The sequence below is a fragment of the Halomonas sp. MS1 genome, from assembly GCF_024182575.1.
Lineage (GTDB): Bacteria > Pseudomonadota > Gammaproteobacteria > Pseudomonadales > Halomonadaceae > Vreelandella.
Genome location: NZ_CP098926.1, coordinates 4,552,659 through 4,576,775 on the forward strand (window position 1 = coordinate 4,552,659; position 24,117 = coordinate 4,576,775).

22 protein-coding genes are annotated in these 24,117 nt (G+C 53.4%); 2 read left to right on the top strand and 20 right to left on the bottom strand.

The features are described from left to right. Positions 1–8: 8 nt before the first annotated feature. From NF683_RS20965 to nrdR, 12 genes are all read right to left on the bottom strand, one after another. A complete protein-coding gene (locus NF683_RS20965) occupies positions 9–1,061 on the bottom strand; it encodes an oxidoreductase (RefSeq protein ID WP_253920901.1) in 1,053 nt (350 codons plus the stop codon). 97 nt (positions 1,062–1,158) lie between these two features. Further along, positions 1,159–3,003: a dihydroxy-acid dehydratase gene (gene ilvD / locus NF683_RS20970; RefSeq protein WP_253920902.1), complete on the bottom strand. Its 1,845-nt coding sequence runs from the start codon at positions 3,001–3,003 to the stop codon at positions 1,159–1,161. 139 nt (positions 3,004–3,142) lie between these two features. Then, entirely contained in the window at positions 3,143–5,308 is a 2,166-nt protein-coding gene (locus tag NF683_RS20975) for a methyl-accepting chemotaxis protein (RefSeq protein ID WP_253920903.1), read from the bottom strand. A gap of 151 nt (positions 5,309–5,459) precedes the next feature. Next, positions 5,460–7,919: an endopeptidase La gene (gene lon / locus NF683_RS20980; protein WP_253920904.1), complete on the bottom strand. Its 2,460-nt coding sequence runs from the start codon at positions 7,917–7,919 to the stop codon at positions 5,460–5,462. A 178-nt stretch (positions 7,920–8,097) separates the two neighbouring features. Continuing rightward, entirely contained in the window at positions 8,098–9,345 is a 1,248-nt protein-coding gene (locus tag NF683_RS20985; RefSeq protein WP_253920906.1) for a DUF945 family protein, read from the bottom strand. Positions 9,346–9,473: 128 nt separating this feature from the next. Continuing rightward, a complete protein-coding gene (locus NF683_RS20990; RefSeq protein ID WP_083006254.1) occupies positions 9,474–9,947 on the bottom strand; it encodes a phosphatidylglycerophosphatase A family protein in 474 nt (157 codons plus the stop codon). Further along, positions 9,944–10,921, bottom strand: a complete 978-nt coding sequence (gene thiL / locus NF683_RS20995; RefSeq protein ID WP_253920907.1) for a thiamine-phosphate kinase — start codon at positions 10,919–10,921, stop codon at positions 9,944–9,946. Before thiL ends, NF683_RS20990 begins: the two co-directional genes overlap by 4 nt. Positions 10,922–10,956: 35 nt before the next feature. After that, positions 10,957–11,460 (bottom strand): transcription antitermination factor NusB, encoded by a 504-nt coding sequence (gene nusB / locus NF683_RS21000; RefSeq protein WP_009721754.1) that lies wholly within the window; start codon positions 11,458–11,460, stop codon positions 10,957–10,959. Beyond that, positions 11,457–11,945: a 6,7-dimethyl-8-ribityllumazine synthase gene (gene ribH, locus NF683_RS21005; protein ID WP_009721753.1), complete on the bottom strand. Its 489-nt coding sequence runs from the start codon at positions 11,943–11,945 to the stop codon at positions 11,457–11,459. The genes nusB and ribH overlap by 4 nt, the downstream gene beginning before the upstream one ends. Before the next feature lie 4 nt (positions 11,946–11,949). Next, the gene (ribBA, locus tag NF683_RS21010; protein WP_193085563.1) at positions 11,950–13,116 is read right to left on the bottom strand and encodes a bifunctional 3,4-dihydroxy-2-butanone-4-phosphate synthase/GTP cyclohydrolase II; all 1,167 of its coding nucleotides are present in this window, start codon (positions 13,114–13,116) and stop codon (positions 11,950–11,952) included. A 72-nt stretch (positions 13,117–13,188) separates the two neighbouring features. Next, positions 13,189–14,355: a bifunctional diaminohydroxyphosphoribosylaminopyrimidine deaminase/5-amino-6-(5-phosphoribosylamino)uracil reductase RibD gene (gene ribD, locus NF683_RS21015; RefSeq protein ID WP_253920908.1), complete on the bottom strand. Its 1,167-nt coding sequence runs from the start codon at positions 14,353–14,355 to the stop codon at positions 13,189–13,191. Next, positions 14,355–14,858 (bottom strand): transcriptional regulator NrdR, encoded by a 504-nt coding sequence (gene nrdR, locus NF683_RS21020; RefSeq protein WP_089037417.1) that lies wholly within the window; start codon positions 14,856–14,858, stop codon positions 14,355–14,357. Before nrdR ends, ribD begins: the two co-directional genes overlap by 1 nt. Before the next feature lie 238 nt (positions 14,859–15,096). On the opposite strand from nrdR, the gene NF683_RS21025 reads away from it, so the two are divergent. Then, positions 15,097–16,866, top strand: a complete 1,770-nt coding sequence (locus NF683_RS21025) for a sugar phosphorylase (protein WP_253920909.1) — start codon at positions 15,097–15,099, stop codon at positions 16,864–16,866. A 134-nt stretch (positions 16,867–17,000) separates the two neighbouring features. Beyond that, complete coding sequence (gene dsbG, locus NF683_RS21030) at positions 17,001–17,780, top strand: thiol:disulfide interchange protein DsbG (RefSeq protein WP_443605843.1); 780 nt, start codon at positions 17,001–17,003, stop codon at positions 17,778–17,780. Positions 17,781–17,920: 140 nt separating this feature from the next. Here dsbG and NF683_RS21035 read toward each other — a convergent pair whose 3' ends face one another. From NF683_RS21035 to NF683_RS21070, 8 genes are all read right to left on the bottom strand, one after another. Beyond that, positions 17,921–18,976, bottom strand: a complete 1,056-nt coding sequence (locus NF683_RS21035) for a c-type cytochrome (RefSeq protein WP_253920910.1) — start codon at positions 18,974–18,976, stop codon at positions 17,921–17,923. Further along, positions 18,973–19,668: a c-type cytochrome gene (locus tag NF683_RS21040; protein WP_253920911.1), complete on the bottom strand. Its 696-nt coding sequence runs from the start codon at positions 19,666–19,668 to the stop codon at positions 18,973–18,975. Before NF683_RS21040 ends, NF683_RS21035 begins: the two co-directional genes overlap by 4 nt. Positions 19,669–19,754: 86 nt before the next feature. Next, positions 19,755–21,101, bottom strand: coding sequence for an ATP-binding protein (locus tag NF683_RS21045; protein ID WP_253920912.1), 1,347 nt, complete (start codon positions 21,099–21,101; stop codon positions 19,755–19,757). Beyond that, positions 21,098–21,799, bottom strand: a complete 702-nt coding sequence (locus NF683_RS21050) for a response regulator (protein ID WP_089037411.1) — start codon at positions 21,797–21,799, stop codon at positions 21,098–21,100. The genes NF683_RS21045 and NF683_RS21050 overlap by 4 nt, the downstream gene beginning before the upstream one ends. Positions 21,800–21,980: 181 nt before the next feature. Next, on the bottom strand, positions 21,981–22,403 hold the full coding sequence (locus NF683_RS21055; RefSeq protein WP_089040813.1) for a DUF6691 family protein: 423 nt from the start codon (positions 22,401–22,403) through the stop codon (positions 21,981–21,983). Between the two features lie 10 nt (positions 22,404–22,413). Then, the gene (locus NF683_RS21060) at positions 22,414–22,875 is read right to left on the bottom strand and encodes a YeeE/YedE family protein (RefSeq protein ID WP_089037410.1); all 462 of its coding nucleotides are present in this window, start codon (positions 22,873–22,875) and stop codon (positions 22,414–22,416) included. Positions 22,876–22,893: 18 nt separating this feature from the next. Next, positions 22,894–23,085: a YgaP family membrane protein gene (locus tag NF683_RS21065; protein WP_253920913.1), complete on the bottom strand. Its 192-nt coding sequence runs from the start codon at positions 23,083–23,085 to the stop codon at positions 22,894–22,896. A gap of 27 nt (positions 23,086–23,112) precedes the next feature. Continuing rightward, a complete protein-coding gene (locus NF683_RS21070) occupies positions 23,113–23,979 on the bottom strand; it encodes an MBL fold metallo-hydrolase (RefSeq protein ID WP_253920914.1) in 867 nt (288 codons plus the stop codon). Between the last annotated feature and the right edge of the window lie 138 nt (positions 23,980–24,117).

A 24,117-nucleotide genomic window follows, 5' to 3' on the forward strand; every position in this document is an offset into this window, starting at 1 on the left:
TCCAATGCTTACAAGTGATGCTTCAACGGTATCCAGCGGCGTTGGCGGTGGCTGTCTAGGCCAGCTTCTAAGAGTGTCATGCTGCGTAACGCATCTTCGATATCAACAGGCAGCGGCGTTTTATCACGGATTGCGACGGCCACGCCTTGATAATAAGCCAGGTAATCACCCGCCTGGGTAGCATGCTCGTGACGCACTAGCAGTGCTTCTTCGCCATCACCCTCGCGAAGGATTAGCGTACCTGGGGAGTCGGCACCCCACGCAGGTGTTGGCACCTCACCCGCTTTTAAGCGATCCTCTTGAGGGTCTAGGCCATATTTCAGGTAGCTGCCTTGCGTTCCATTAATGCGGAAGCGCGGTGTTGATTCGGCAACCAGCGTGCCAGCGCTAAGGCTAACGCGACAGCCGTCGTACTCCAGCAACGCTAAAAAGTCATCATCGGCTTTAGCGTCATCTCTGCGCACGCCCAGATCCAGCATGATGGCATTGGGCATCCCAAACAGCTCACAGGCTTGATCAAGCAAGTGAGGGCCTAGGTCATACCAAATCCCACCTCCCGGCGTGGCTTTTTCGCGCCAGCGGTCACGAACCTCAGGCCGAAAACGATCAAAACGCGATTCAAACCCAGTGACACGGCCTAACGTACCGGCTTCCAGCAGCGCTTTAACGGTAAGGAAGTCACTATCCCAACGACGGTTATGAAATACCGATACCAAGCGCTCTTTATCAATCGCTAGCGCTTTGAGCTGCTTGGCTTCCGAAAGTGTGACGGTAAACGGCTTATCGACGACTACGTGTTTACCCGCCATCAACGCTGCTTTGGCGAGTGGAAAATGCGTGTCATTAGGTGTAGGGATAACGATGAGGTCAATATCGCTGCGCTGACATAACGCCAGTGCTTGGCGCTCAACCTCGACATCTAAGTCAGCATGCACTTTGGCGGCATCGCTAGAGGATACTGCGACTAAATCCAGGCCTTCCGTTGCCTGAATGAGTGGCGCATGAAACGTTTTACTCGCAAATCCATAGCCAACGAGGCCAACGTTGATAATCGCCTTCATTACATTCCTTAGTCGTTTTGACGGTTTGCATTGGGCATAAAAGCAGTCCACATAAAACAGCCCGCTTTGCACGGGCTGTTTTACATAGTACCTACACCTAGTCGAGCTTGGAAAGGTCGCGAACCGCCCCTTTGTCTGCTGACGTGGCCAGCAATGCGTAGGCTTTCAGTGCGGGAGTTACCTTACGGGGACGCTGTTCGACGGGCTTCCAGGCGTCTTTGCCTTTAGCTTCCATCTCCTCGCGACGCTGCGCTAATACTGAATCAGGTAGTTGCACGTTAATCGTACGGTTGGGAATATCAATCAGAATGGTATCGCCCTGCTCAACCAAACCAATCGCGCCGCCTGCCGCCGCTTCGGGGGAAACATGACCAATGGAAAGCCCAGAAGTCCCGCCAGAGAAGCGGCCATCCGTCAACAATGCACAGGCCTTACCCAGCCCTTTGGATTTTAAGTACGAGGTCGGATAGAGCATTTCCTGCATGCCAGGACCGCCTTTAGGGCCTTCGTAGCGAATAACCACCACATCGCCCTCTTTGACCTTACCGTCCAATACATTGGCCACTGCTTGATCTTGGGATTCAACGACGTGAGCTTTGCCTTCAAACACGAGAATCGAATCGTCAACGCCTGCCGTTTTAACTACGCAACCATCGAGGGCGATGTTGCCGTAAAGCACAGCCAAACCGCCTTCTGTTGAGAACGCATGCGCTAGGTCGCGAATACAACCGGTCGCACGATCGCCATCTAGACTTGGCCAGCGGGCGCTTTGTGAGAAAGCGGTTTGGGTTGGAATACCACCAGGGCCTGCTTTAAAGAACTCGACCACCTCAGCGTTTGGCGAGCGCATAATATCCCACTCTTCCAGCGCCGCTTTTAGGCTATCGCCGTAAACCGTTGGCACTGACGTGTCCAGCACTCCCGCACGATCCAACTCGCCCAGAATAGCCATAATGCCACCTGCACGGTGAACGTCTTCGATATGGTATTTCTGGGTATTGGGTGCCACTTTACATAGTTGCGGTACCTCACGGGAAAGCCGATCAATATCCGCCATGGAGAAGTCAACTTCCGCTTCTTGGGCCGCCGCCAGCAAATGCAAAATTGTATTCGTAGAGCCGCCCATGGCGATATCTAACGTCATGGCATTTTTGAACGCTGCTTTGTTACCAATCGCACGGGGCAGTAAGTGGGCCTCTTCGCCTTCATAGTAGCGCTTGGCCAGCTCTACAATGCGATGGCCAGCGGTTTCAAACAGGCGCCGACGGTCTGAGTGGGTCGCCAGCACGGTACCGTTACCAGGCAGCGCCAAACCTAATGCTTCCATTAGGCAGTTCATAGAGTTAGCGGTAAACATACCCGAGCAACTGCCGCAGGTGGGGCAAGCACTGCGCTCGACTTCAGCTAGAGTTTCATCATCAACGCTGTCGTCAGCCGCCATAACCATGGCGTCGACCAGATCTAGGCCGTGATTTAGCAGCTTGGTTTTGCCCGCTTCCATGGGCCCACCCGAGACAAAAATGACCGGAATATTGAGGCGCATGGCCGCCATCAGCATCCCAGGGGTGATTTTGTCGCAGTTGGAAATACACACTAGCGCGTCGGCGCAGTGGGCATTACACATGTACTCAACACTATCGGCGATAATATCGCGGCTGGGCAGCGAATAGAGCATGCCATCGTGCCCCATTGCGATGCCGTCATCTACCGCTATGGTGTTGAATTCTTTAGCCACACCGCCGGCTTTTTCTATTTCACGTGCGACCAATTGGCCCATGTCTTTTAAGTGAACATGGCCCGGCACAAACTGGGTAAACGAGTTCGCAACCGCAATAATGGGCTTATGGAAGTCGTCGTCTTTCATGCCGGTGGCGCGCCAAAGGGCGCGGGCGCCGGCCATATTACGGCCGGCGGTGGTCGTACGGGAGCGATACTCGGGCATGGTGTCCTCTTCTACATCTTTATCGTGGCCTGCCGCATTCTTGGCGACAGGCAAATGAATCCAGCGGCCTTAGATTGTGGCATGAGCGCACCGTGGAGACTAGATGCTGAGAGCAACCTCCCTTGCCAATTTGTCGCAGTTAAAACGTCTCCCACTGTGCAGAGTGGTCTTGACTAGCCAACTCTCTTGCCGCAGCACCTCCCCCTGAGGGCAGTTTCAGTGACGCTTTACGCTGCGCTTGATTAACCTGCTGTAGCTTTTCCCGGGCAGAGTGAATATTTTCTTCCTGAGCGCCTTCAAGACGGAAGGCATCCACGACATTCGCCAGCTCAAACGTCTCTAGCGCTAAATTATCCGCAGAGGCCGCGATAGTTTGTACTTTTGTGGCGTTTTGCTGAGTCACATTATCCATTTCAGCAATCGCGGAATTAATTTGGCCAATACCGCTGCTTTGCTCGCTCGAGGCGGTGCTAATCGACTCCATCAGCTCACTGACACGGCTGACCTGCTGCATCACATTATCGATGGCTCGTTCCGCTTGCTCAACCGCACCACGGCCGCCACTGACCTCTTGCGTCGTACTTTCAATCATCTTGCGAATTTCTTGGGCCGCATCGGCACTACGGCTCGCCAAGTTACGCACTTCACTAGCCACCACTGCAAAGCCTCGGCCATGCTCTCCGGCACGTGCCGCTTCGACCGATGCATTGAGTGCCAGAATATTCGTTTGGAAAGCGATTCCGTCAATGACGCCAATCATCTCCGCCATTTTTTCAGCACTTTGGGCAATACGCTGCATTCTTGCGACCAACTGCTGCATTTGCTCTCGGGTATCGCGGGTGCTTGAGGCATTCTGCACCGCCAGCTCTGTCGCTTGGCGGGCATTCTCAGTATTTTGCTGTACCGTGGACGTCATTTCTTCCATGCTAGAGGCCGTTTGCTGCAGTGATGACGCCTGCTGCTCGGTGCGAGAAGCCAGCTCTTCATTTTCAGCGGCAATTTGCTGAACGGCCGGCGTGACAACCGACACTCGATACTCTACGTCACCGACAATACTCGCCAAGCTAAAGCGCATGGTATCCAACGAATAGAGCAGCTCGCCCAGCTCGTCTTTCGTTTCACGACGTTCGCGAGCAGCCAAATTACCTGCTGCAATTTGAAAAGTAATATGCCGCGCCCCTTCGACACTGCGCAGTACGGATCTTAAAATCACCGTACTGAGGCCTACCATTAGTAGCAAACCAATCACCATCAACACCACTTGAGCAATCAGCATCTGCTGACGCCCCTGTTGTGCCTGACCCACCAGCGCTTCAGCATTTGCTCGCTCATCGCTAACTAACTGGCTACTGCTCTCTCTTAGCTGCTCTGTGGTAGGTTGTACGCCGTCGTTAAAGGCTTCGAAAGCGGCAAAGCCATTTGCGTCACTGACCGCCGTCACCGTGGTATCGACACTGCTGATCCAGGTCGCTAATCCTGCACTAAACGCTTGTAGACGCTCAGCACTGGCATTACTGTCAGTACGATACTCGTTCCAAAGCGTTTGTATTGACTGAGAATATTCGCTAACTGACGCGGCAACTGCATCAACATCAACCCGGCGAGGGTTACGAACAGCAGGTTCCAACTGAGCCACCACTTGGCCGATTTGGCGCTCTACTCGCTGAAGGTTGGCGACGGCTTCTAGCCCTGAGCGATTTAACGTATCAAGACGCTCACCAGAAACCATTAAGCCGTACATCCCTAGGCCGCCTGCTAACCCCATTAAGATAATGGACGCTACGACCATGCCCGTTAACTTAGCTTTTAGGCTATTAAACTGAAAGCGAGCCAAAAAGCCTCCCACACCACGGCGCCTTAGCGCCCCTTGCGCCAGCGTGTAGCGGCGAGATTTACCTTTTTCGCGTATTTCTTTATAGACGGTTTCTGCCAGCGCAATACTTTGAGCCGGGGCTTTGCGCCGCAACGAGGTATACCCTACGATACGGTCGCCATCTCTGAGCGGTGCCACGCTAGCAGTGACCCAATAATGATCGCCGTTTTTACGACGATTTTTGACCGTCCCCTGCCAGCTCGCACCTGACTTAATCGTCTTCCAGAAATCTGCATAGGCTGCTTCCGGCATATCCGGGTGGCGAATTAGGTTATGAGGGCTTCCCATCAATTCATCGCGGGTATAGCCGCTGACCTCGACAAACGCAGCGTTAGCGTAGGTCACATTGCCCTTCAAATCGGAACGTGAAATCAGCACAGTTTCATCGTCAAGCGTGTACTCACGCTGAGTGACGGGTTGGTTATTGCGCATACAGAGGCTCCCCAGGGACTTTTTTAATTTTGATTTGCCTCTATTATCACTCGCCGCAAGGCAATTTAATCTTTGAATAACCCTACAAAAACGCCGCACTCTTTGGTGCGGCGGCTTAACTAAACGGTTGTTTAACGATTAATTGAAGCGTCTACGTGAAGACCACATTGGCTACATCACGATAGCGGTTTGCAAAATGCACCGTCATTCCCTCTTTCAAATAATCGGGAAGCTCTTCGTAATCGCGCTTATTGGCTTCGGGTAGTATCACCTCAAAAATATCGCTGCGGCGAGCGGCAATAATTTTCTCTCGGATTCCTCCCACCGGTAAGACTTGCCCGGTTAAGGTCAATTCACCGGTCATTGCCAAGGGGCGGTTAATCGCCTGATGCTTGGCCAGCGAAAGCAGCGCCGTGGTCATTGTGACCCCTGCCGACGGGCCGTCTTTGGGTGTCGCCCCTTCAGGCACGTGAAGATGCACAAACGCCGAGTCAAAGAAGTCAGCATCGGCACCATACTCTTGCAAGTGGCCCAGGGTGTAGCTGTAAGCAATATTGGCGGACTCCTTCATCACATCGCCAAGCTTGCCGGTGAGTTTAAAGCCGCGATCCAGCGCATGGACTTTGCCCGCCTCGATAGGCAGTGTTGCGCCGCCCATGGAGGTCCAGGCAAGCCCGGTAACAACGCCTTCGCCTTTCAGCACTTTCTCTTTGCGGAATAGCGGTGCTCCTAGGAACTCTTCCAGATTTTTAACCGATATTTTTACCGTTTCCACCTGCTCTTCCAGCAGCTTTACGGCTGCCTTGCGAACAATACGATGCAGCTGTTTTTCAAGCTGGCGAACGCCTGCCTCACGGGCATAGCCGTCAATAACCTGCTTGAGCGCGGCATCCGTTAAGTTGATACGTTTCTTAGCCAGGTTGTCGCGTTTCAACAGCTTCGGCCATAGATGGTGCTTAGCGATCTGTAGCTTTTCTTCGGCGATATAACCAGAAAGACGGATCTGCTCCATACGATCAAGCAACGGACCTGGAATAGAGTCCAGGGTATTCGCGGTGCACAAGAACAGCACTTTTGATAGATCCATGCGCACATCGAGATAGTGATCCAGGAAATCGACGTTTTGCTCTGGGTCTAACACCTCAAGCAGTGCTGATGCGGGATCGCCCTGGAATGATTGACCCAGCTTATCAATCTCATCGAGCATAATCACAGGGTTCTCGACTTCGACTTCTTTAAAGGCCTGTACTAGTTTGCCGGGCATTGCGCCCACGTAAGTACGACGATGACCTTTAATTTCAGCCTCATCGCGCATCCCCCCCACAGAGAAACGATAAAACTCACGGCCCAAGGCCTCAGCAATAGAGCGCCCAATCGAGGTTTTACCGACCCCAGGAGGGCCGACCAGCAGCACAATCGAGCCACCAACATCGCCCTTGAAGGTACCTTCGGCAAGAAACTCAACAATCCGCTCTTTTACGTCTTGTAAGCCGTCGTGATCGCGATTAAGGACTTCCCTGGCATGGGTCAAGTCGAGCTTGTCCTGGCTGGTAACGCCCCAGGGCAACGAGGTGAGCCAATCAAGGTAATTACGAGTAGTGCCGTACTCTGGCGAGCCGGTTTCTAACACGCTGAGCTTGTTGAGTTCATCGTCAATACGCGCTTGGACGCGTTCTGGCACCACCAGCGACTCTAGGCGATTCCTAAACGTATCGACGTCGTTTTCACGGTCGTCTTTGGAAATACCCAGTTCACGCTGAATGACTTTAAGCTGCTCACGCAAGAAAAACTCTCGCTGCCGCTCCTGCATTTGAGCATTCACCTGCTCACTGATCTCGCTTTGCAACTGAGCAACATCGATTTCTTTACGCAGCAATGGGAGAACTTTGTGCATACGCTCAGCCACCGACAGCGTGGCGAGTACATCCTGCAGGTCGGGGCCCTTGGCAGACGTGATAGCAGCTGCAAAGTCAGTTAGCGGGCCGGGCTCATGAGGGCTAAAGCGATTGAGGTAATGTTTTAGCTCTTCACCATACAGCGGATTAATCGGCAGCAACTCTTTGATGCCGTTAATAATCGCCATCGCATAGGCGCGGGTTTCTTCGTTCTCAGCGTCGACTGGTTCTTTGGGATAGCTGACTTCCACCAGATAAGGCGGCTCTTTAGACAACCAGCGCTGAATTTTAAAACGCCTAACCCCCTGAGCGATAAACTGAATCTGTTGATCTTCGCTCTGGAGTTTATGTACTTTGACCGCCGTGCCAATCTCAGGAAAGCCGTTGTGATCCAACGACTCAACACCTTGCTCGCCAACAAAGGCAACACCAATGGTGTGGTGAGGCGTATTACCTACCCGACGCATGGTTTCTTCCCAGCGCTCGCGGTTGATGACCAGCGGCTGTACCTGAGCGGGAAAGAAGGGCCGATTATGAATCGGCAATAGATAGATACGCTCTGGGAGCATATCGCTGGCAGGCACTAACGAATTAACTTTCTCACCGTCTGAACGGTGCTCTTCACTGTTCGAGGTATCGTCTTGCGGTGCGTCGGACTCATCGTCCGTCAGCCAATCGAGATGTTCGTGATCGCGGTCGTAATCCTGGTCGCTCATGCGCCCTCCCATAACAGTGACTAGCGGATTGATCCGCTTAGCAATGTCTAAGGAATGTGGGCACAGGGGGTGAACTTCAACCCTTGGCACCATTTGTAGCAGTGTATTCGAAGAGTGGTAACAGCTTCAGAGCTCGTCGCTGTTTATTAGAAAGCCGTGATACTCAAAACACTTATGCTCAAAGCTGAGGCATTGGGCGTCCATTAACGCGCAATTCGCCACGAACAACATCAAACTCTAATTCTCGCGTACCAAGAGGCAAGCCTAGCCAAAGGGCTGCCACGGTTGGCGCATCGTGCCAAGTAAAATCACCATCAATACGATCCAACCAGCGAGCGCGCTCTTCTGGCTTATCTAGCCTCGTCATCATGAGTTCATCAAGCCCACGCGCATCAAAAAAGAGCGCACCATCCGCGTTAACATTGATACCTAGCAGCGGGCTTTCAATCGCGATCGTTGTAACGTCTAAACGGGGCGAGTCACTCAACACACCTTTTAAATCAGGGGCTAAACGCACCAGCAGTCCTTCTGCCATTGGCAGGCTAGCGTCGCCCCATGAGGCTTCTTGCCGCAAACGCAAGATTGTTGCGCGAACAGCATCCGCATTTAAGCGTGAAAGCTCGGCCTCAATCCGACCGCTTAACAAAGCTGTATCGGGTGCTTCGCTTGGGACGCTCACCTCGCCAATGATCAGTTCGCCATTCAAGCGAAGCTCTTGTTCGTCGAGCACCATGTGGCTGTGAACATCAAGCGGCGACACATGAATATCATAGGCAGGATAGTGAAGCGCTAACGACTCAACATGCAGATGGTCGCGCTGAGCAAAGTGGTAGGCATCGTCAATGTAGGTATAACGGCTTTCAAGAGACGAAGATCCCAGCGTCAAATGAGCGGGGCCATCTGTTAGCGTGAGCTGGTCGAGCAGCGCACGCAACCGCCAATCACCAAATACGCCTTCTAAGCGCATACGGGCACCACGAACAGATAACTCACGACCATTTTGCTGGATCACAAAAGGAGCAAGTGCCAACCTCAGTTCACTGTGGCCACTTAGCGTATGGTAGCGCCCTTGCCAGCGCGGTATAGACGGGGCAGAGACCTCACCTACGGCTTTTTGCAAAACGCTATCTAAACGGGGTAGTAGCGTTCCCTCAACATCGGTACTTAACGCACCATGACGAGCACGGTAAGTCAGCTCTAACCGCCATGGCCGCCCTAATAAGGGCGATAAAAGCAGTTTTCCCTGAGACGTCAACCACCCTTGGCGGCTTTCAGTGCGACTAACTCGCCACTCTCCTCGCGCTTCCAAATCTTCTAGTGCTTGACGAAGGCTGCGTTCAAACAAAATGCTCGATAACAGTTGTGCCACTGCCCACGCCACCACGAAGGCCGCGAGAATAGGCACGATCAGTCGTTCCTTGCGCATGCGATCTCCTTGAACACCCCCACGATTGGAGCCATTCACCACCGACGTTGTGTAATCAGTTTCGGGTAATCAGCTAAGTCCATTTATTATTATAAGTGGCTCACCTGCCAGTTTGTGCAGGTAGGTTTTTAGTGTAGCCAAAACCATAAATGCATCGTGCTCCACGCGTAGATGCCCGCCATGACGTCATCAATCATAATGCCAAATCCACCGGCAACACGCCGGTCTGCCCACCGGATAGGCCACGGTTTGAAGACATCGAAAATACGAAAAACAATGAATCCCCAGAGTGCGGCCTCCCACGAGAAGGGCACTGCCGCCATGGTTATCCAGTAGCCAACAAACTCATCCCAAACAATACCGGAGTGATCATGCACGCCTAAGTCATGGGAAGTTTTGTCACACAACCACACCCCAACCACAAACGCCACAAACACAATGCTGAGATACCAGGCCAAAGGGAGGTCGGCCATCATCCAGTAAAAAGGGATTGCTGCTAGCGTCCCGAAGGTGCCAGGTGCCCAGGGCACCGCACCACTACCCAGGCCAAAGGCAAAAAAATGGGTTGGCCGACGCCATACGCTCGCTGGTGCTCGGTTCATGGCGCTTCCCCGCTAAAATGCTGCCATCCTTCGTAGTCACTGGCGGCAACGCCAGTCACGCCTAGGGTTTCGGTACAGTGGCCTATCACCGTTAGCGAGAGGCCAAGATCGACGAGCCGCTGCTGGGCGATAGCGAGGTTCGTTGGTGAGAGTGTCACCAGCAGCTCATAGTCGTCGCCACCCGATAGCGCGGCTTTAATTGCCTCATCGTGGCCTAACGTTTCTTGCAATCCTACGGCCAACGGTAGCGCGTCGACGTCTAGTGCGCAGCCTATGCCAGATGCCTTACGCACGTGCGACAAATCTGCCAACAAGCCATCCGAAATGTCCAGTGCCGCCGTTGCAATACCGCGCAGTGCCACACCCGCAGCTAAGCGAGGTTGCGGCAACAAATAACGAGCCAGCAGTGGGTGCGACAATTCGCGTTCGCCCTGGCGCCAAAGCGATAGGCCACCGGCACCACCACCCAAGGCACCGGTCACGGCGATAACATCGCCGACCTGCGCACCTGAGCGAGTTAGTGCTTGGCCAGTTGGCACTTCGCCCATCACCGTCACACCAATGGTCAGTGCCCCAGAGGTGACATCACCACCAACCAGCGCAGTGGCGTGCTGCTGACAAAGCGCGTGAAACCCTTCAGCGTATCCTGCTAACCAGTGTTCAGCAGCTTCGCGGTCATTAAAGACGCTCTTATCCAGCGTCATTGCCATCAGGCACCAACGCGACGTCGCGCCCATGGCTGCTAGGTCGCTGAGCGCCACCGCCAGCGCGCGATGTCCTACCGCGTGTGCTGGCGCATCGTGAGGAAAATGCACGTTACTCACCGACGTATCAACGCTGACCACAAGCTGCTGACCTGCTCGGGGCACCAAAAGCGCTGCATCGTCGCCATTTTCAAGCGCTATACCAGCTGTCGCGTGCGCCTCCTGCGGCGACATGAAGTAGCGCTGAATCAGTTCAAATTCGCCAAGCACAAAGGCCCCTTAAACGCATTATCAGGAGGCTCGCCTTACAGACGGCGAGCGCTGACCTCAGCACTTCGTAAGCGATTTGCTAACTTATCGAGAATGCCGTTCACGTATTTATGGCCGTCGGTGGCACCAAATGATTTGGCCAGCTCAACGCCTTCGTTAATCACTACTCGGTAGGGTACTTCCATCCGCCGAGAAAGCTCATAGGCACCCAAGCGCAGGATGGCTAGCTCAACAGCATCAAGGTCTTCGAGGCGTCGGTCGAGCAGCGGCGCAATTTCACGATCTAACTCCGCTTTGAACCGGACCGTGTTATGCAGCAGTTCATGGAAAAGCGCCTTATCAGCGATTTCCATTACTTTCACCCAGTTTTCGTAATCTTCCAGATCATCATCCGCTACCTGGCTACGAAACTCAGCTTCGATAGTGGTGATCGATTTCCCTGTCATTTGCCACTGGTAAATCCCCTGAACCGCTAACTCACGCGCGGCGTGGCGCCCTAGCTGCGCGGCAGAGGGCTTACGCTCACGACGTTCGCTCATTGGTTGTCTCCTAGCGGCAATGCTCGCAGTAATGAGACCATCTCCATCGCTGCCATTGCGGCTTCCGTACCTTTATTACCCGCTTTGGTACCCGCCCGCTCAATCGCCTGTTCGATAGACTCAACGGTCAACACGCCGTTTGCTACCGGCGTATCGAACTCAAGCTGGAGGTGGTTGATGGCTGTGTTGCAGCCGCCAGCTACATATTCAAAATGCGGCGTGCCACCACGAATAACAGCGCCCAGCGCGATAACAGCGTCGGGCTTCATGACGTTAAGTACACGCTTTACTGCCAGCGGTAGTTCCCAAGCACCAGGTACGTGGACAAGGTGAATATTGTCCGCATCAACGCCGTGGCGTGTCAGGCTATCAATAGCGCCTTCCACCAGGCTATCCACCACATGGTGGTTAAAACGGCCTACAACGATGACATAACGGCCATCGACATCCACAAAAGTGCCTTCAACTTGCGAAAGGGATTGCATCAATTTATTCCTGCTGAGAAGTTGGCTCATACGCCGTGTCATTGGGTCCTAGACGCTCGACAACTTCGAGATCAAAACCGGAGAGCGCCGAGAATTTCCACGGTGAGCTGAGTAGCCGCATTTTGCCTACCCCTAAATGGCGTAGGATTTGCGAGCCAGTACCAATCGTTAAGTAGTTACCTGAACCGTCCGAATCGCTGGTGCGCGGTTGACGCACGCGATCCAGAAAAATATCGAGTTGATCTTTCAAGTCTTGGTGAGGACGACCATCGTCAATCAGCACAAAGACCCCCGCAGACGCATTAGCGATCTCTTCCAGCGCACGATGGGCATCCCAACGGCACTGCTCATCTTTCATTAACCCTACGATATCACGCAGCGTATCCGCCAAGTGAACACGCACCGTTGTCGCCTGCTCTGGCGTCGGCTGCCCCTTAACTAACGCCAAATGATGAGCACCTTGTATACGGTCCCGGAACACATGCAGCGCCAGCTCCCCATGGGCCGTCATCACATTGGTCGTTTCGACCGCATCAACCGTTTGTTCATTGACGATACGGTAGTGAATCAAATCGGCAATCGTGCCAATTTTAATACCGTGCTTTTTAGCAAACTCTTCAAGCTCAGGCCGACGCGCCATACTGCCATCATCATTCATGATTTCACAGATGACGCCGCTAGGATCGCAGCCTGCTAAAGAGGCTAAATCACAGGCTGCTTCAGTATGCCCAGCACGACGTAGAACACCACCAGGCTCAGCCATCAGCGGAAATATATGCCCTGGCTGTACGATATCCGTCGGCTTGGCATTCGCCGCCACTGCCGCTTGAACAGTACGCGCACGATCAGCTGCTGAGATGCCGGTGGTCACACCTTCGGTCGCTTCAATGGAGAGCGTAAACTTAGTGCCAAACCCAGAGCCGTTATCACGCACCATCAACGGTAGGTTTAGCTGCTCGCAACGCTCGCGAGTCATGGGCATACAAATAAGCCCACAGGCATAACGTGCCATGAAGTTGATATGCTCGGCCTGAACTTTTTCGGCCGCCATAATGATATCACCTTCGTTTTCGCGATCCTCATCATCCATGAGAATCACCATTTTGCCCTGGCGGATATCTTCCACCAGCTCAGCGATAGGGGACAACCCCTCTGAAGAGGAATGCGCCATGGAATCTCCAAAATAAGTGGTCGCAACACATGCGATTTCGCGCGTCAGGGTACCTTGCTCTGGCCCGGCGCGCTAGTCAGTGCACGGTTTAGCGATGATGCGCCAGTCACTCCCAACGGCTCGAATTTCTTTAATAGTTAAACGCTTTTGGTCGGCCATGCGGGTCATCCCGGGCAACGCAAATAGTGGTCGAGCCTCGCCTCCCAAAAGCGTGGGAGCAACAAATAACTGCAGTTCATCCACCGCATTTGCATCTAACAGCGCGCCTGCCAGCGTAGCGCCGGTTTCAACAAGCAGCTCATTTACCTGCTCATGCTCAGCCAACCAGTTCAGCATCTCTGCGAGGTCGATTCGGCCTTCTTGAGCCGCGGGCAGTACCTTAATGTCAGCGCCTGCAGCTTCCAGCTTTTGGCGTTTTTCTTCACTGTGGTGTTCAGTGGTAATAATCAATGTGCGGCCTGGTTCACGAAGACAAGCGGCCGCTAACGGTAACCGTAGACGCGAATCCAAAATAACGCGTAGTGGCTGCCGCTGACTAATTGTATCCGCGTTATCCAGCCCCAACTGGTCTGCGCGCACGGTTAGTCGTGAATCATCCATAATGACGGACTCAACGCCGCTCAAAATAGCGCTTGAACGCGCTCGCAGACGCTGCACTTGGCTACGAGCTTCTGGGCCAGTAATCCATTGTGACTCTCCAGAGCCCATGGCAGTACGGCCATCCAGGCTCATGGCCATTTTTAAACGCACAAAGGGACGCTTGTGCTGCATACGGGAAATAAAGCCAGGATTTAACGCACGGGCATCCTGTTCCAACAGCCCAACATCTACCTGAATTCCTGATTCCCGAAGCCGCTTGATACCGCGTCCACTCACGCAAGGGTTAGGGTCAACCATTGCGACGACCACGCGGGCAACGTTGGCATCCGCTAACGCAACGGCACAAGGGCCAGTGCGACCTGTATGGGAACAAGGTTCCAGCGTGACATAAGCCGTTGCGCCTTCTGCCCTGGCACCAGCGGCGTTAAGCGCGTGAATTTCTGCATGAGGTTCGCCAGCACGGAGGTGAAAGCCCTCGCCAACCACCTGCCCTTCCGCGTGTTGATCGTAGCGGACAATAACACAGCCTACCCGGGGGTTGGGGTCTGTTGTATACAGCCCTTTCGCCGCCAATTGCAGAGCACGCGCCATAAATTGATGATCAGCGCTGGTAAAGCCTCTCTCCATCAACTCGTTCATCAAACCTCTCCGCGATCTGGGTCGCTGTGGGCTGATGCAGGGTGATCGCCTGGATCTTGAGAAAGACGGTCTATCTCAGCGCGAAATTCGTCTAGATCCTGAAACTTACGATATACCGATGCAAAGCGGATATACGCCACCTGATCCAGGTTGCTTAATGCCTTCATGACGGCTTCACCGATATCCCGCGCATTAACTTCGCGATCCCCGCGGGCACGAAGCGATTGACGAATACGCTCCACGGCGGCTTCTATTGCCTCAGCACTCACCGGACGCTTCTCTAGCGCCCGCAACATGCCTGCCCGCAGCTTGCTCTCGTTAAAGGTTTCGCGTGAGCCGTCGGATTTTACGACCCTCGGCATAATCAGTTCTGCGGTTTCATACGTGGTGAAGCGTTCTTGGCAGCTAGCGCATTGGCGACGACGGCGCACCTGGTCACCGTCGGCTACCAGCCGCGAGTCGGTCACTCGAGTATCATTAGCACCACAAAAAGGGCAATGCATGGCAGTCAACCTGTTGTCAGTACGTGCAGCGTGTCAGCTTGTGCGGATAACGGCACATATAAGCAATATTGCAAACTATTATTAGCAGCGGAGTAGCCACGCGCTACAACGACATGCAGTTTAAGGGCGCTTGCAAGCAAAAATAGTCGCTTCTTTAAACGCGGCGTTAACCTAGCATTGTAACGATTTGGCACACAAGCTGCAGCGTTTGTCGTAGGTTGTTTAAGAGGACATCCCTATGACCCCATTTGAGCAGACAGTCCACCATTTCCTTTCGCACCTCTACGGCCCCCGCGCCAGCGAGGTACAACGCCGTCTTGGACAACACATTGACCACTTTCGCAGTGCATCACAGGCGCCAGCCATAACTGAAAATACCGCGGCTGAAGGCGATAATGCACCAAAATGGAGCGAAAAAGATCAATGGGTCATTAGCTACGGTGATTCCATTGTGGCAGAGGAAACACCGCCTCTTGCCGTGCTTAATGAGTTCCTTCAGCGCTATTTGGGGGAGCGTATTAGCGGCGTGCATGTGCTGCCTTTTTTTCCCTGGAGTAGCGATGATGGCTTTTCAGTCATTCATTACCGTGAGGTTAATCCAGAGCTAGGCGATTGGCAGCATATCCGTGAGCTGGCAAGCCACTATGACGTGATGGGCGATTTAGTGCTAAACCACGTGTCTCGCGAGTCTCTGTGGTTTGTGGATTATTTAACCGGAAGCTTGCCAGGTCGTGATTACTTTATAGAAGTAGACCCAGAAACCGATGTTTCTGACGTGGTTCGACCACGTAGCAGTCCATTGCTAGTGCCCATTTCCACGCGTCGGGGTACGCGCCATGTATGGGCAACCTTCTCAGAAGATCAGATCGATTTAAACTTTGAAAACCCTGACGTATTGCTTGAGTTTGTTGGCATCTTGCTGTTTTACCTTCAACAGGGCGTGCGTATCATTCGCCTGGATGCAGTGGCATTTTTATGGAAGCGTCTGGGCACGCCATGCATCCACCTTCCCGAAACCCATACGGTGGTCCGTTTACTGCGCGCCATTGTGGATGAAATAGCGCCGGGCACGCTGATAATTACCGAGACCAATGTCCCTCACGCAGAAAACATCAGTTACTTTGGCTTAGAACGGTTAGCCAACGGGGAGCCAGACGAAGCCCACATGGTCTATCAGTTCGCCCTGCCCCCTTTGTTATTGCACACACTCACCCGTGGTGAAGCCACTACCCTTCAAACATGGCTTTCCAGCCTGCCGATACTGCCCAGACACTGCACCTATTTAAACTTCACCGCGAGCCATGATGGGATTGGCGTGCGTCCTTTAGAAGGAGTGCTACCCGATCATGAGCGAGATGCGCTGCTGGAACTGATGCATCGCTTTGGTGGCTTTGTCAGCATGCGGAGCAATCCTGATGGCAGTGACTCGCCCTACGAAATCAATATTACTTGGTTTGAGGCCATGCGCGGCACGCGTAGAGGACCAGACCCCTGGCAAATTGCCCGCTTCCTGTGCAGCCAAGCTATTATGCTCACTCTACAGGGCATTCCTGCCCTCTATATTCATACATTGACCGGCACGCTTAACGATGTCGAAGGAGTGGAGCGCAGTGGCCGATTGCGCTCAATTAATCGACGCCGCTGGCAGCGTGATGAGCTAACACTGTTACTCGAAAGCCCCTCAACGCCGACCCACGATGTGTTTCATGCGCTTCGCCGCTTGCTGGAACTTCGGCGCACAGAGCCCTGCTTCCACCCCAACGCCACACAACGCGTACTGACCACGCCGCCTGAAGTGCTAGCCATTGAGCGAGGCCCGCTAAGCGACGGCCGCCGCCTGCTTGCCCTGTTTAATGTCACCGATACGCTACTGCCATTAGATAATGTAGGAGAAGCACTTGAGCAGGCACTTAGCCAACATGCTTGGCGTGCTTTAGATCTGCAAAACGCCCAGGAGGAAACCGCGCTTCCTCCCTATGCAATAAGATGGATGGTGGCAGACACGTGAAAGGTGCATTGCGGCATAATGTCTCAGCAATTAGGCAATATAATCGTCAAATAATCGACGACTGAGATACTGTCGCTATCATCATCAATGACGATAGCGTTGATGCCGACTTTTCGCATGTATAAGGACGTGTTATGCCTCACATTTTTTTGCCGGGATTGCGCACCTTAGCGCTTACTGTAGCGATGAGTAGCGTGTCGTTGAGTTATGCCGAAGAACTGCCCGCACCGGTTCAAGCGCTCACCAATCAGGGGATAACGATTCACGGCCAGTTTGAGGCGCCAGGGGGCATGCGTGGTTACGGTGCTAGCGTGCAGGGCCAAGAGCTGGCGATCTATTTAACGCCTGATGGCCAACACACCATTATCGGCACGCTAATGGATGATCAAGGCAACGATCTCACCGAAGCACAGATAGAGGAGCATGTTCGGGTTCCGCTTGAAGCGCAAACCTGGGCGTTACTGGAAGAGAGCCACTGGATTCAAGATGGCGATGAAAACGCGCCGCGGGTTATCTATACCTTTACCGATGCTAACTGTCCCTACTGTCGCCAGCTGTGGCAACAAAGCCGCCCCTGGGTAGAGGCTGGTGAAGTGCAGCTGCGCCATATTATGGTGGGCATCTTGGCACCGAACAGTCCCGCGCTGGCGGCCACTATATTAGGTGCAGATGACCCTTCTGCCGCGCTACATGACCACAGCAGCGGCGATTCACTTTCAGCAAGCGCTCAGCCTAGAGATATTGAAGAACAGGTATATGCCAACAATCAGCTTTTTGAAGAGCTAGGCCTGTACGCTACGCCCACCAGCGCCTTCCAGCGCGAGACAGACAGTGGCAGTTTACGTATCGACCGAATTCAAGGCTTACCAAGCGAGGAGCGCTTAATTGAAATGATGGGCGGTGAAGCGCCTTAAAGCAGACAATATAAGCAAGTTTTAAAGCGCCCATCCAGCATCCTCAAACCAATCACTAGCCCGTGAGGTTATACCACCACGGGCTACTATTTTTTCCGGATACGTTGGTTGCGATGCCTCTATCGCTGCTGCCCAGCTAGCTACTCGTCTGAAAGGTTTTCAAAACGCGGCATACCGACGTTCCATGGCTGGATATCGCCTTTTTCGCCAAAGTTCGCATGGTCGCCAAGTACATGGCCATCATGCTCACGTACTTGCCCATAAAGCGAACGCTTATGGAAGGTGGGGCCGAAGCGCTCTAGTGTCTCAGCAACGTCACCCGTGTAACGGGGATCTTGCGGTCGCTCTTGGCTAGTCATGTAATAGGCAATGTCCCAGGCATCCTGGTCACTTAACGAGCGTGGCTGTCCTAGCGGCATATTGTTGTAAATAAACCCTGCAGCGGTATCGACTCTGACAATGCCTGCGCCCCAGTTATTAGAGCCATCGCCCCAGGGGGCGGGGAACACATACTCGCCGTTCTCATAGTGTCCAGCGCCGTTGTCTTGATGGCAAATGGCGCAGTTTTCTTGGTATGCGGCTTCACCACGGGCGTAATCGGGGGATTCATCTGGCTCGTCTGGCGCAGGAAAACCACGCCCATAAATAGGCTGACTGGGGTACATTGGCGCACCGGTAGCCAGCCATTGATGGTAAGCGCTGAGTGCGAGCATCTCATCACTGCCATAGGCAGGCGGCGTTCCATTCATCGAGTAAGCAAAGCAGCCAGCAATGCGCTCTTCAAGATTGTTAACGTGCTGATTTTTCCCCCTGAAGTCAGGAAGCGTGACCGCCGCTGCCCAGACCGGTGCACTAAACGGCTGACGCCCTTCACCTAAGTGGCAGCTTGAGCAGTTCATGTCATTGAAAACGTTTTCACCACGTAGCTGCTGCGTGTTGGTAAACAGGTCATAGCCATACCGAATGACCTTTTTTAGCTCTGGATGGATATCAGCGTCGTCCAGGTCTGCCATGGTCGGTGGAACATGAACTAACTCGCCCTCTTGCGGTGCAGGAAAGCCAAGCTCCACTAACCGCTGATAGGGCGCTTCGTTCGATGGGTCGGCAGCATTGTCAGCGAAAGCGCTGACGGCTAGCCCGGTAGCTAATGAACAGCCTGTTAGCGCCAGCACGAGACGTTTTTTATGCATAATCATTGCGCTACCTCCCCTTCTTCACTGCCGACTTGGGTACTAACGTCCTGGGTGGCATACCACGCTGATACCGCCTGAATATCCTCATCGCTCATACGCTTGGCAATGGCCCCCATCAAATTTTGGGGATCATTATGGCGCTGATCATTTTGCCAGGCATGCAACTGATTGCTTATGTAACCTGCGTGCTGGCTTGCAATACCAGGGAACGTCTCCCCAACACCAGTGCCACCCGGGCCATGACAGCTCTTGCATGACACAATGTAGGCATCCCAATCTCCGCGCTCAGCTAACTGTTCGCCACGGGCTAATAGCGCCTCGTCCACATCATCGCCGCCTTGGCCAGGGGTGATCGGCATTTCGCTATAGTAGGCGGCAACGTCCGCTATTTGCTGGTCATTAAGCATATTAGCAAAGGGCATCATGGTAGCGTTTTGGCGACGTCCCTCTTTAAAATCGTGTAGCTGCTTAACGATATAATCGGCATTCAGCCCAGCCAAACGCGGCCACGATTCGCCTCCCGGTATATTCATCCCGCTACCGTTAGCTTGATGACACGCCGTACAGGTTGCCGCGGCGGCCTGGCCACGCTCGGCATCGCCTGTTTCGGCAAAGGCCGTACCTGCGAGAGTGCTGGCCCCTATAAGGCTGACGCCCATCAACAAGCGATACTTGCCCCACTGTTTTTTATTCATATATCCCCCTGACTGCTGTTCGTTATTTACTTACCTGCCCGTTATTGACTAGCCATTGCTCATTGACAGAGATAACGCAGCGAGCGCTATCGAATAGCCTCAGATCCTTCTCGTTGCTCATCCTCTGCCGTAGGAATGGTTAAGTGGGCGCTAAACCCGCCGGTCTGGACATTTTCAAAACTTACCCAGCCCCCAAAACGCTCAACAATTGCCGCCACAATCGCTAAGCCCAAACCGCTACCTTGCTGCTTGCTCACGCGCCAGAAACGCTGAGTTAACTGTTTTAGTGTAGCGTCATCGACGCCGCTACCCTGGTCATGCACCGTGAACGTTACATGACGCTGATCAGCGGCAGACTGCACGTTTAACGCTACAGGCTGCTCACTTGCCCCATGATGCAGTGCGTTATCCAGTAAATTACGTAGTGCGGTTATTGCCAGCTCTCTAGGCATAGCAACGCACACTTGGGGTAATTGGGAGGTAATCTGGCACTGCCCGGCGGTTGCCATGCTGTCGGCGATCGCCAGATCAACAATCTCACCTACCTGACTTGGCTCGCCATCATCAAAGCGCATGCGCCCTTCAACTCTTGCTAACGTCAGTAACTGATCTAGCGTATGCGCCAGTCGAACCACCCCCGCCTCTGCGCATCTGAGCGCTTCTTTCGCCGTTTCGCCGTCGGCTCGCTGCGCTACTTGTAGATGGGTTTTAATCGCCGTTAAGGGCGTACGTAACTCATGAGCGGCATCGTTGGTAAAACGCTGCTCACGGACAATGGTTTGTTGGATTCTTACGAGTAGCCCATTGAGCGTCTCAATCAACGGTTTAATCTCTTTCGGCACACCATAGGTAGACACGGGTGCCAATGCTTCCGGATGACGACTGGCAAGCGATTCGCGCAGCCTTGTTAGCGGCGCCAAACCACGCCAAACAACCACCCAGAGCGCAATTAAACTGCCTGTTAATGCCACCACAAACGGCAAGACAGCGACGCGAAATACATCGCTTAGCAATATGTCCCGCTCATCCATCCGGTCGGCGGTAGTAATGACCAGATTGCCCCGCTCATAGGTAAAGACACGCCAGGTAGTATCGCCTTCCTGCCGGTAAGCATGACCGCGCTCACCCGGTGTCAGTATGGTTTCCATGTTGGCATGAGTGCGGGCAATGATATCGCCACGTGGAGAGTGCACCTGACAGGCCAACCCCTCGATCGGAGGGATAGACAAAGCGTGAGATTGGCTCTGCTCCCAGACATCTTCAGGCAGCTGAAGCACGAGCCCGGCGACCATGCGTGCCGACTGAGCAAGGCGCTGATCTAGCGTTTCTACGAATTTTTTTTCTAAATCATTGAGTAACCAAGCCGCAGCAACACCCCACAGCAATGCCAACGTCACCCCCAGAGTGAGCAATAGGCGGGCTCGTAAACTCATTGCTGCCCCTTATAAGACGTACCTGGAATGTGAACAGCCTCAGGCTTGCCTAACCGATAGCCCAACCCACGAACCGTCTCAATGATGCCACTGCCTAATTTTCGGCGTAGGTGGTGGATATGCACGTTCAGTGCATTGCTCTCTACATCGTCACTCAAACCATAAAGGCTATCTTTTAGCTGGTCGGCAGAAAGCACGCTGCGTGGCGAATGCAGAAAGGTCTCTAAAAGCACCAATTCTCGGCGTGATAGCGATACCAACTGACCGGAGACTTTCACTTCACGCGCATGGGGATCCAGCGTTAGCACCCCATGTATCGTCATACCCTGGCTACGGCCTGATACTCGCCGCAGCAGTGCATGAAGACGGGCCACTAACTCATCAAGGTCAAAGGGTTTCACCAGATAGTCGTCGGCTCCGCACTGCAGGCCGTCAACACGGTCTCGTACCGCATCACGCGCCGTTAGCATTAACACTGGGGTAGCGTTGCCTTGGTCGCGCCACGATTGCAGCAGTTGCAAGCCGTCGCCATCGGGAAGACCACGATCAAGTATCACAACATCACTCACCACTGACTGCATGATTTGTCCCGCGGCTTGAATCGTAGACACATGATCGACGACAAAGTCGTACATCATTAAGCCGGAGCGTATTCCTGATGCAACAAGTGGATCATCTTCAATGAGTAAGACGTGCATGGCGGTTTTCCTTTTATTACTACTAGCATGGCAAATGCACGTTAACCCAGCATTAAGCTAGCGAGCTGTGCCATAAACTGATTACAAAAACTCATTTACCAAAGCTCATTCACAAAAACCTGCTACAAAAACGCCCTTGCCTAGGGAGACAAGGGCGATCGCAGTGGTTTATACATTAACGCTACTGGCTAATACGTTTTGCAATAAACCAGCCAGCCACCATCGCGACCAACAGCGCCAATAACGGCAATGAGATCCCACCGATGGAGGCGATGGCAGGGCCAGGACAGTAGCCAGAAAGCCCCCACCCAATGCCAAATAGCGCCGCACCACCCAGCAGCTTGCCGTCTAACGCTTGCTTAGTTGGAAGCTGAAAATTAGTGCTAAACAGCGGCTCGCCACGGGCAAATACCAACCGATAGCCCACAAACGTTGTGCCTACCGCACTGCCTAGCACAAACATCAGCGTTGGATCCCAGGCGCCAGCCACATCAAGGAAGCCAAGTACACGGGCAGGATCCGTCATACCCGAGATAGCTAGCCCAAGCCCGAATAGCAACCCAGCGACATAGCCAGCAGCGGTTTTTACTGTTGCACTATTCATATCACGCGCCTCATACACCACCTCCAATCATATGACGCATCACATAGACCGTGGCGATCGCTGTGAGTAGAAACACCCCAGTGGCGGCCATAGAGCGGGGGGATAAGCGTGCCAAGCCGCAAACGCCATGGCCGCTGGTACAGCCGCTGCCAAGCCCTGTGCCTAACCCAACTAACAGACCGGCTATCAACATCAGCGGCACGCCGCCAGCTGGCGCACCGATCACCGCACCGGGAGCATCGGCAACGTTGCCCAGCCCGCCTCCCATTGCCATGACCAGTAACGGGCCACTCACCAGCCCAACCAAAAAGGCTAAGCGCCAAGCGCTGTCGCCTTTAGGTCGCTGGGTTATTAAGTTTCCAATAATGCCGCTAATACCGGCGATGCGTCCCAAGGCTCCCATCAACCACACCGCGGATAAGCCTATCAATACACCACCAACGAGCCCTTGCAGGCTTGCCATCCAGTCCACAGGTGTCTCCTTGCTGTGTTAATGCCTGTTTTTACAGGTTGAGATGCCCAGCAGAGGATACAGTGGGCAAAAATTAAACAGCCCAGTGGCGAGCGGTACAACGCCAACCCATCCCCATGCGCCAATGGTGCCGGTAAGCGCCAGCATGATCAGAATAAGACCAACAACGATTCGTGCCACTTTGTCGATACCGCCGACGTTTGCTTTCATTTTCGGCTCCTCAATAATCAATATCGGTTAAAAACGGTTGATAGGGACTTTTAGATAGACAACGCCATTGTCGTCGGCAGGCGGCATCTCTCCCGCGCGCATGTTGACCTGTACGGAAGGAATGATGAGTTTAGGCATGCCTAGCGTGGCATCACGCTCAGTGCGCATTTTCACGAACTCATCTTCTGTAATGCCTTCATGTACATGGACGTTCGCGTCACGCTGCTCTGCCACATTGGTCTCGTGCTGATAAACGTCTCGGCCTGGCGCTTTATAGTCATGGCATAAAAACAGCCGCGTTTGCGGCGGCAGTGCCAACACCTTTTGGATAGAGCGGTACAGCGTACGGGCATCGCCACCGGGAAAATCACAGCGGGCGGTGCCGTAATCTGGCATAAACAGTGTGTCGCCAACGAAGGCCGCGTCGCCTATCACATAAGTAAGGCAGGCAGGCGTATGGCCTGGCGTATGAAGCACGCGCGCTTGAAGACTGCCGATAGTGAACGTATCGCCTTCGTTAAACAGGGCATCAAATTGGCTGCCGTCCCGAGCGAACTCAGTGCCCGCATTGAATGCTTTACCAAAAATTTCCTGTACGTCGACAATGTGTGCGCCAATCCCGGTTTTTCCACCTAACGTTTGGTGCAAATAGGGTGCCGCAGAGAGGTGATCAGCATGCACATGGGTTTCTAAAATCCAGGTCACTTCAAGGCGGTTATCGCGAATAAATTCAATAATTTCATCCGCAGAACGTACATCCGTATGCCCCGCGGCATAATCGAAATCGAGTACCGAATCTAGAATAGCGCAGGCATTACTCTCTGGGTCCTGCACCACATAACTAAAGGTATTAGTGGGCTCATCAAAGAAGTGAGTAACAATCGGGTGTTGCATTCTGTGCCTCCCGCTAATGGCAAGTAGTGATATTGCTATGCAACCATCATAGACCACAAAAAGGTTATATGCTTATATTTTACTGGAATTTAAAGCCATTTCTTGAGCATGGTCAATATTGCTCGCCTACCAGTAGCC

What these genes read in the sequence shown, in the direction of transcription:
- ribBA (WP_193085563.1), bottom strand. Translation starts at nt 13,116, where the DNA reads ATGGCGCATTCCTCTTCAGAGGGGTTGTCCCCTATCGCTGAGCTGGTG.
- dsbG (WP_443605843.1), top strand. Translation starts at nt 17,001, where the DNA reads ATGCCTCACATTTTTTTGCCGGGATTGCGCACCTTAGCGCTTACTGTA.
- ilvD (WP_253920902.1), bottom strand. Translation starts at nt 3,003, where the DNA reads ATGCCCGAGTATCGCTCCCGTACGACCACCGCCGGCCGTAATATGGCC.
- NF683_RS21050 (WP_089037411.1), bottom strand. Translation starts at nt 21,799, where the DNA reads ATGCACGTCTTACTCATTGAAGATGATCCACTTGTTGCATCAGGAATA.
- NF683_RS21055 (WP_089040813.1), bottom strand. Translation starts at nt 22,403, where the DNA reads ATGAATAGTGCAACAGTAAAAACCGCTGCTGGCTATGTCGCTGGGTTG.
- NF683_RS21040 (WP_253920911.1), bottom strand. Translation starts at nt 19,668, where the DNA reads ATGAATAAAAAACAGTGGGGCAAGTATCGCTTGTTGATGGGCGTCAGC.
- nusB (WP_009721754.1), bottom strand. Translation starts at nt 11,460, where the DNA reads ATGAGCGAACGTCGTGAGCGTAAGCCCTCTGCCGCGCAGCTAGGGCGC.
- NF683_RS21045 (WP_253920912.1), bottom strand. Translation starts at nt 21,101, where the DNA reads ATGAGTTTACGAGCCCGCCTATTGCTCACTCTGGGGGTGACGTTGGCA.
- NF683_RS20965 (WP_253920901.1), bottom strand. Translation starts at nt 1,061, where the DNA reads ATGAAGGCGATTATCAACGTTGGCCTCGTTGGCTATGGATTTGCGAGT.
- NF683_RS21035 (WP_253920910.1), bottom strand. Translation starts at nt 18,976, where the DNA reads ATGATTATGCATAAAAAACGTCTCGTGCTGGCGCTAACAGGCTGTTCA.
- nrdR (WP_089037417.1), bottom strand. Translation starts at nt 14,858, where the DNA reads ATGCATTGCCCTTTTTGTGGTGCTAATGATACTCGAGTGACCGACTCG.
- NF683_RS20990 (WP_083006254.1), bottom strand. Translation starts at nt 9,947, where the DNA reads ATGAACCGAGCACCAGCGAGCGTATGGCGTCGGCCAACCCATTTTTTT.
- NF683_RS20985 (WP_253920906.1), bottom strand. Translation starts at nt 9,345, where the DNA reads ATGCGCAAGGAACGACTGATCGTGCCTATTCTCGCGGCCTTCGTGGTG.
- ribD (WP_253920908.1), bottom strand. Translation starts at nt 14,355, where the DNA reads ATGAACGAGTTGATGGAGAGAGGCTTTACCAGCGCTGATCATCAATTT.
- NF683_RS21025 (WP_253920909.1), top strand. Translation starts at nt 15,097, where the DNA reads ATGACCCCATTTGAGCAGACAGTCCACCATTTCCTTTCGCACCTCTAC.
- lon (WP_253920904.1), bottom strand. Translation starts at nt 7,919, where the DNA reads ATGAGCGACCAGGATTACGACCGCGATCACGAACATCTCGATTGGCTG.
- NF683_RS21065 (WP_253920913.1), bottom strand. Translation starts at nt 23,085, where the DNA reads ATGAAAGCAAACGTCGGCGGTATCGACAAAGTGGCACGAATCGTTGTT.
- ribH (WP_009721753.1), bottom strand. Translation starts at nt 11,945, where the DNA reads ATGCAATCCCTTTCGCAAGTTGAAGGCACTTTTGTGGATGTCGATGGC.
- NF683_RS21070 (WP_253920914.1), bottom strand. Translation starts at nt 23,979, where the DNA reads ATGCAACACCCGATTGTTACTCACTTCTTTGATGAGCCCACTAATACC.
- NF683_RS20975 (WP_253920903.1), bottom strand. Translation starts at nt 5,308, where the DNA reads ATGCGCAATAACCAACCCGTCACTCAGCGTGAGTACACGCTTGACGAT.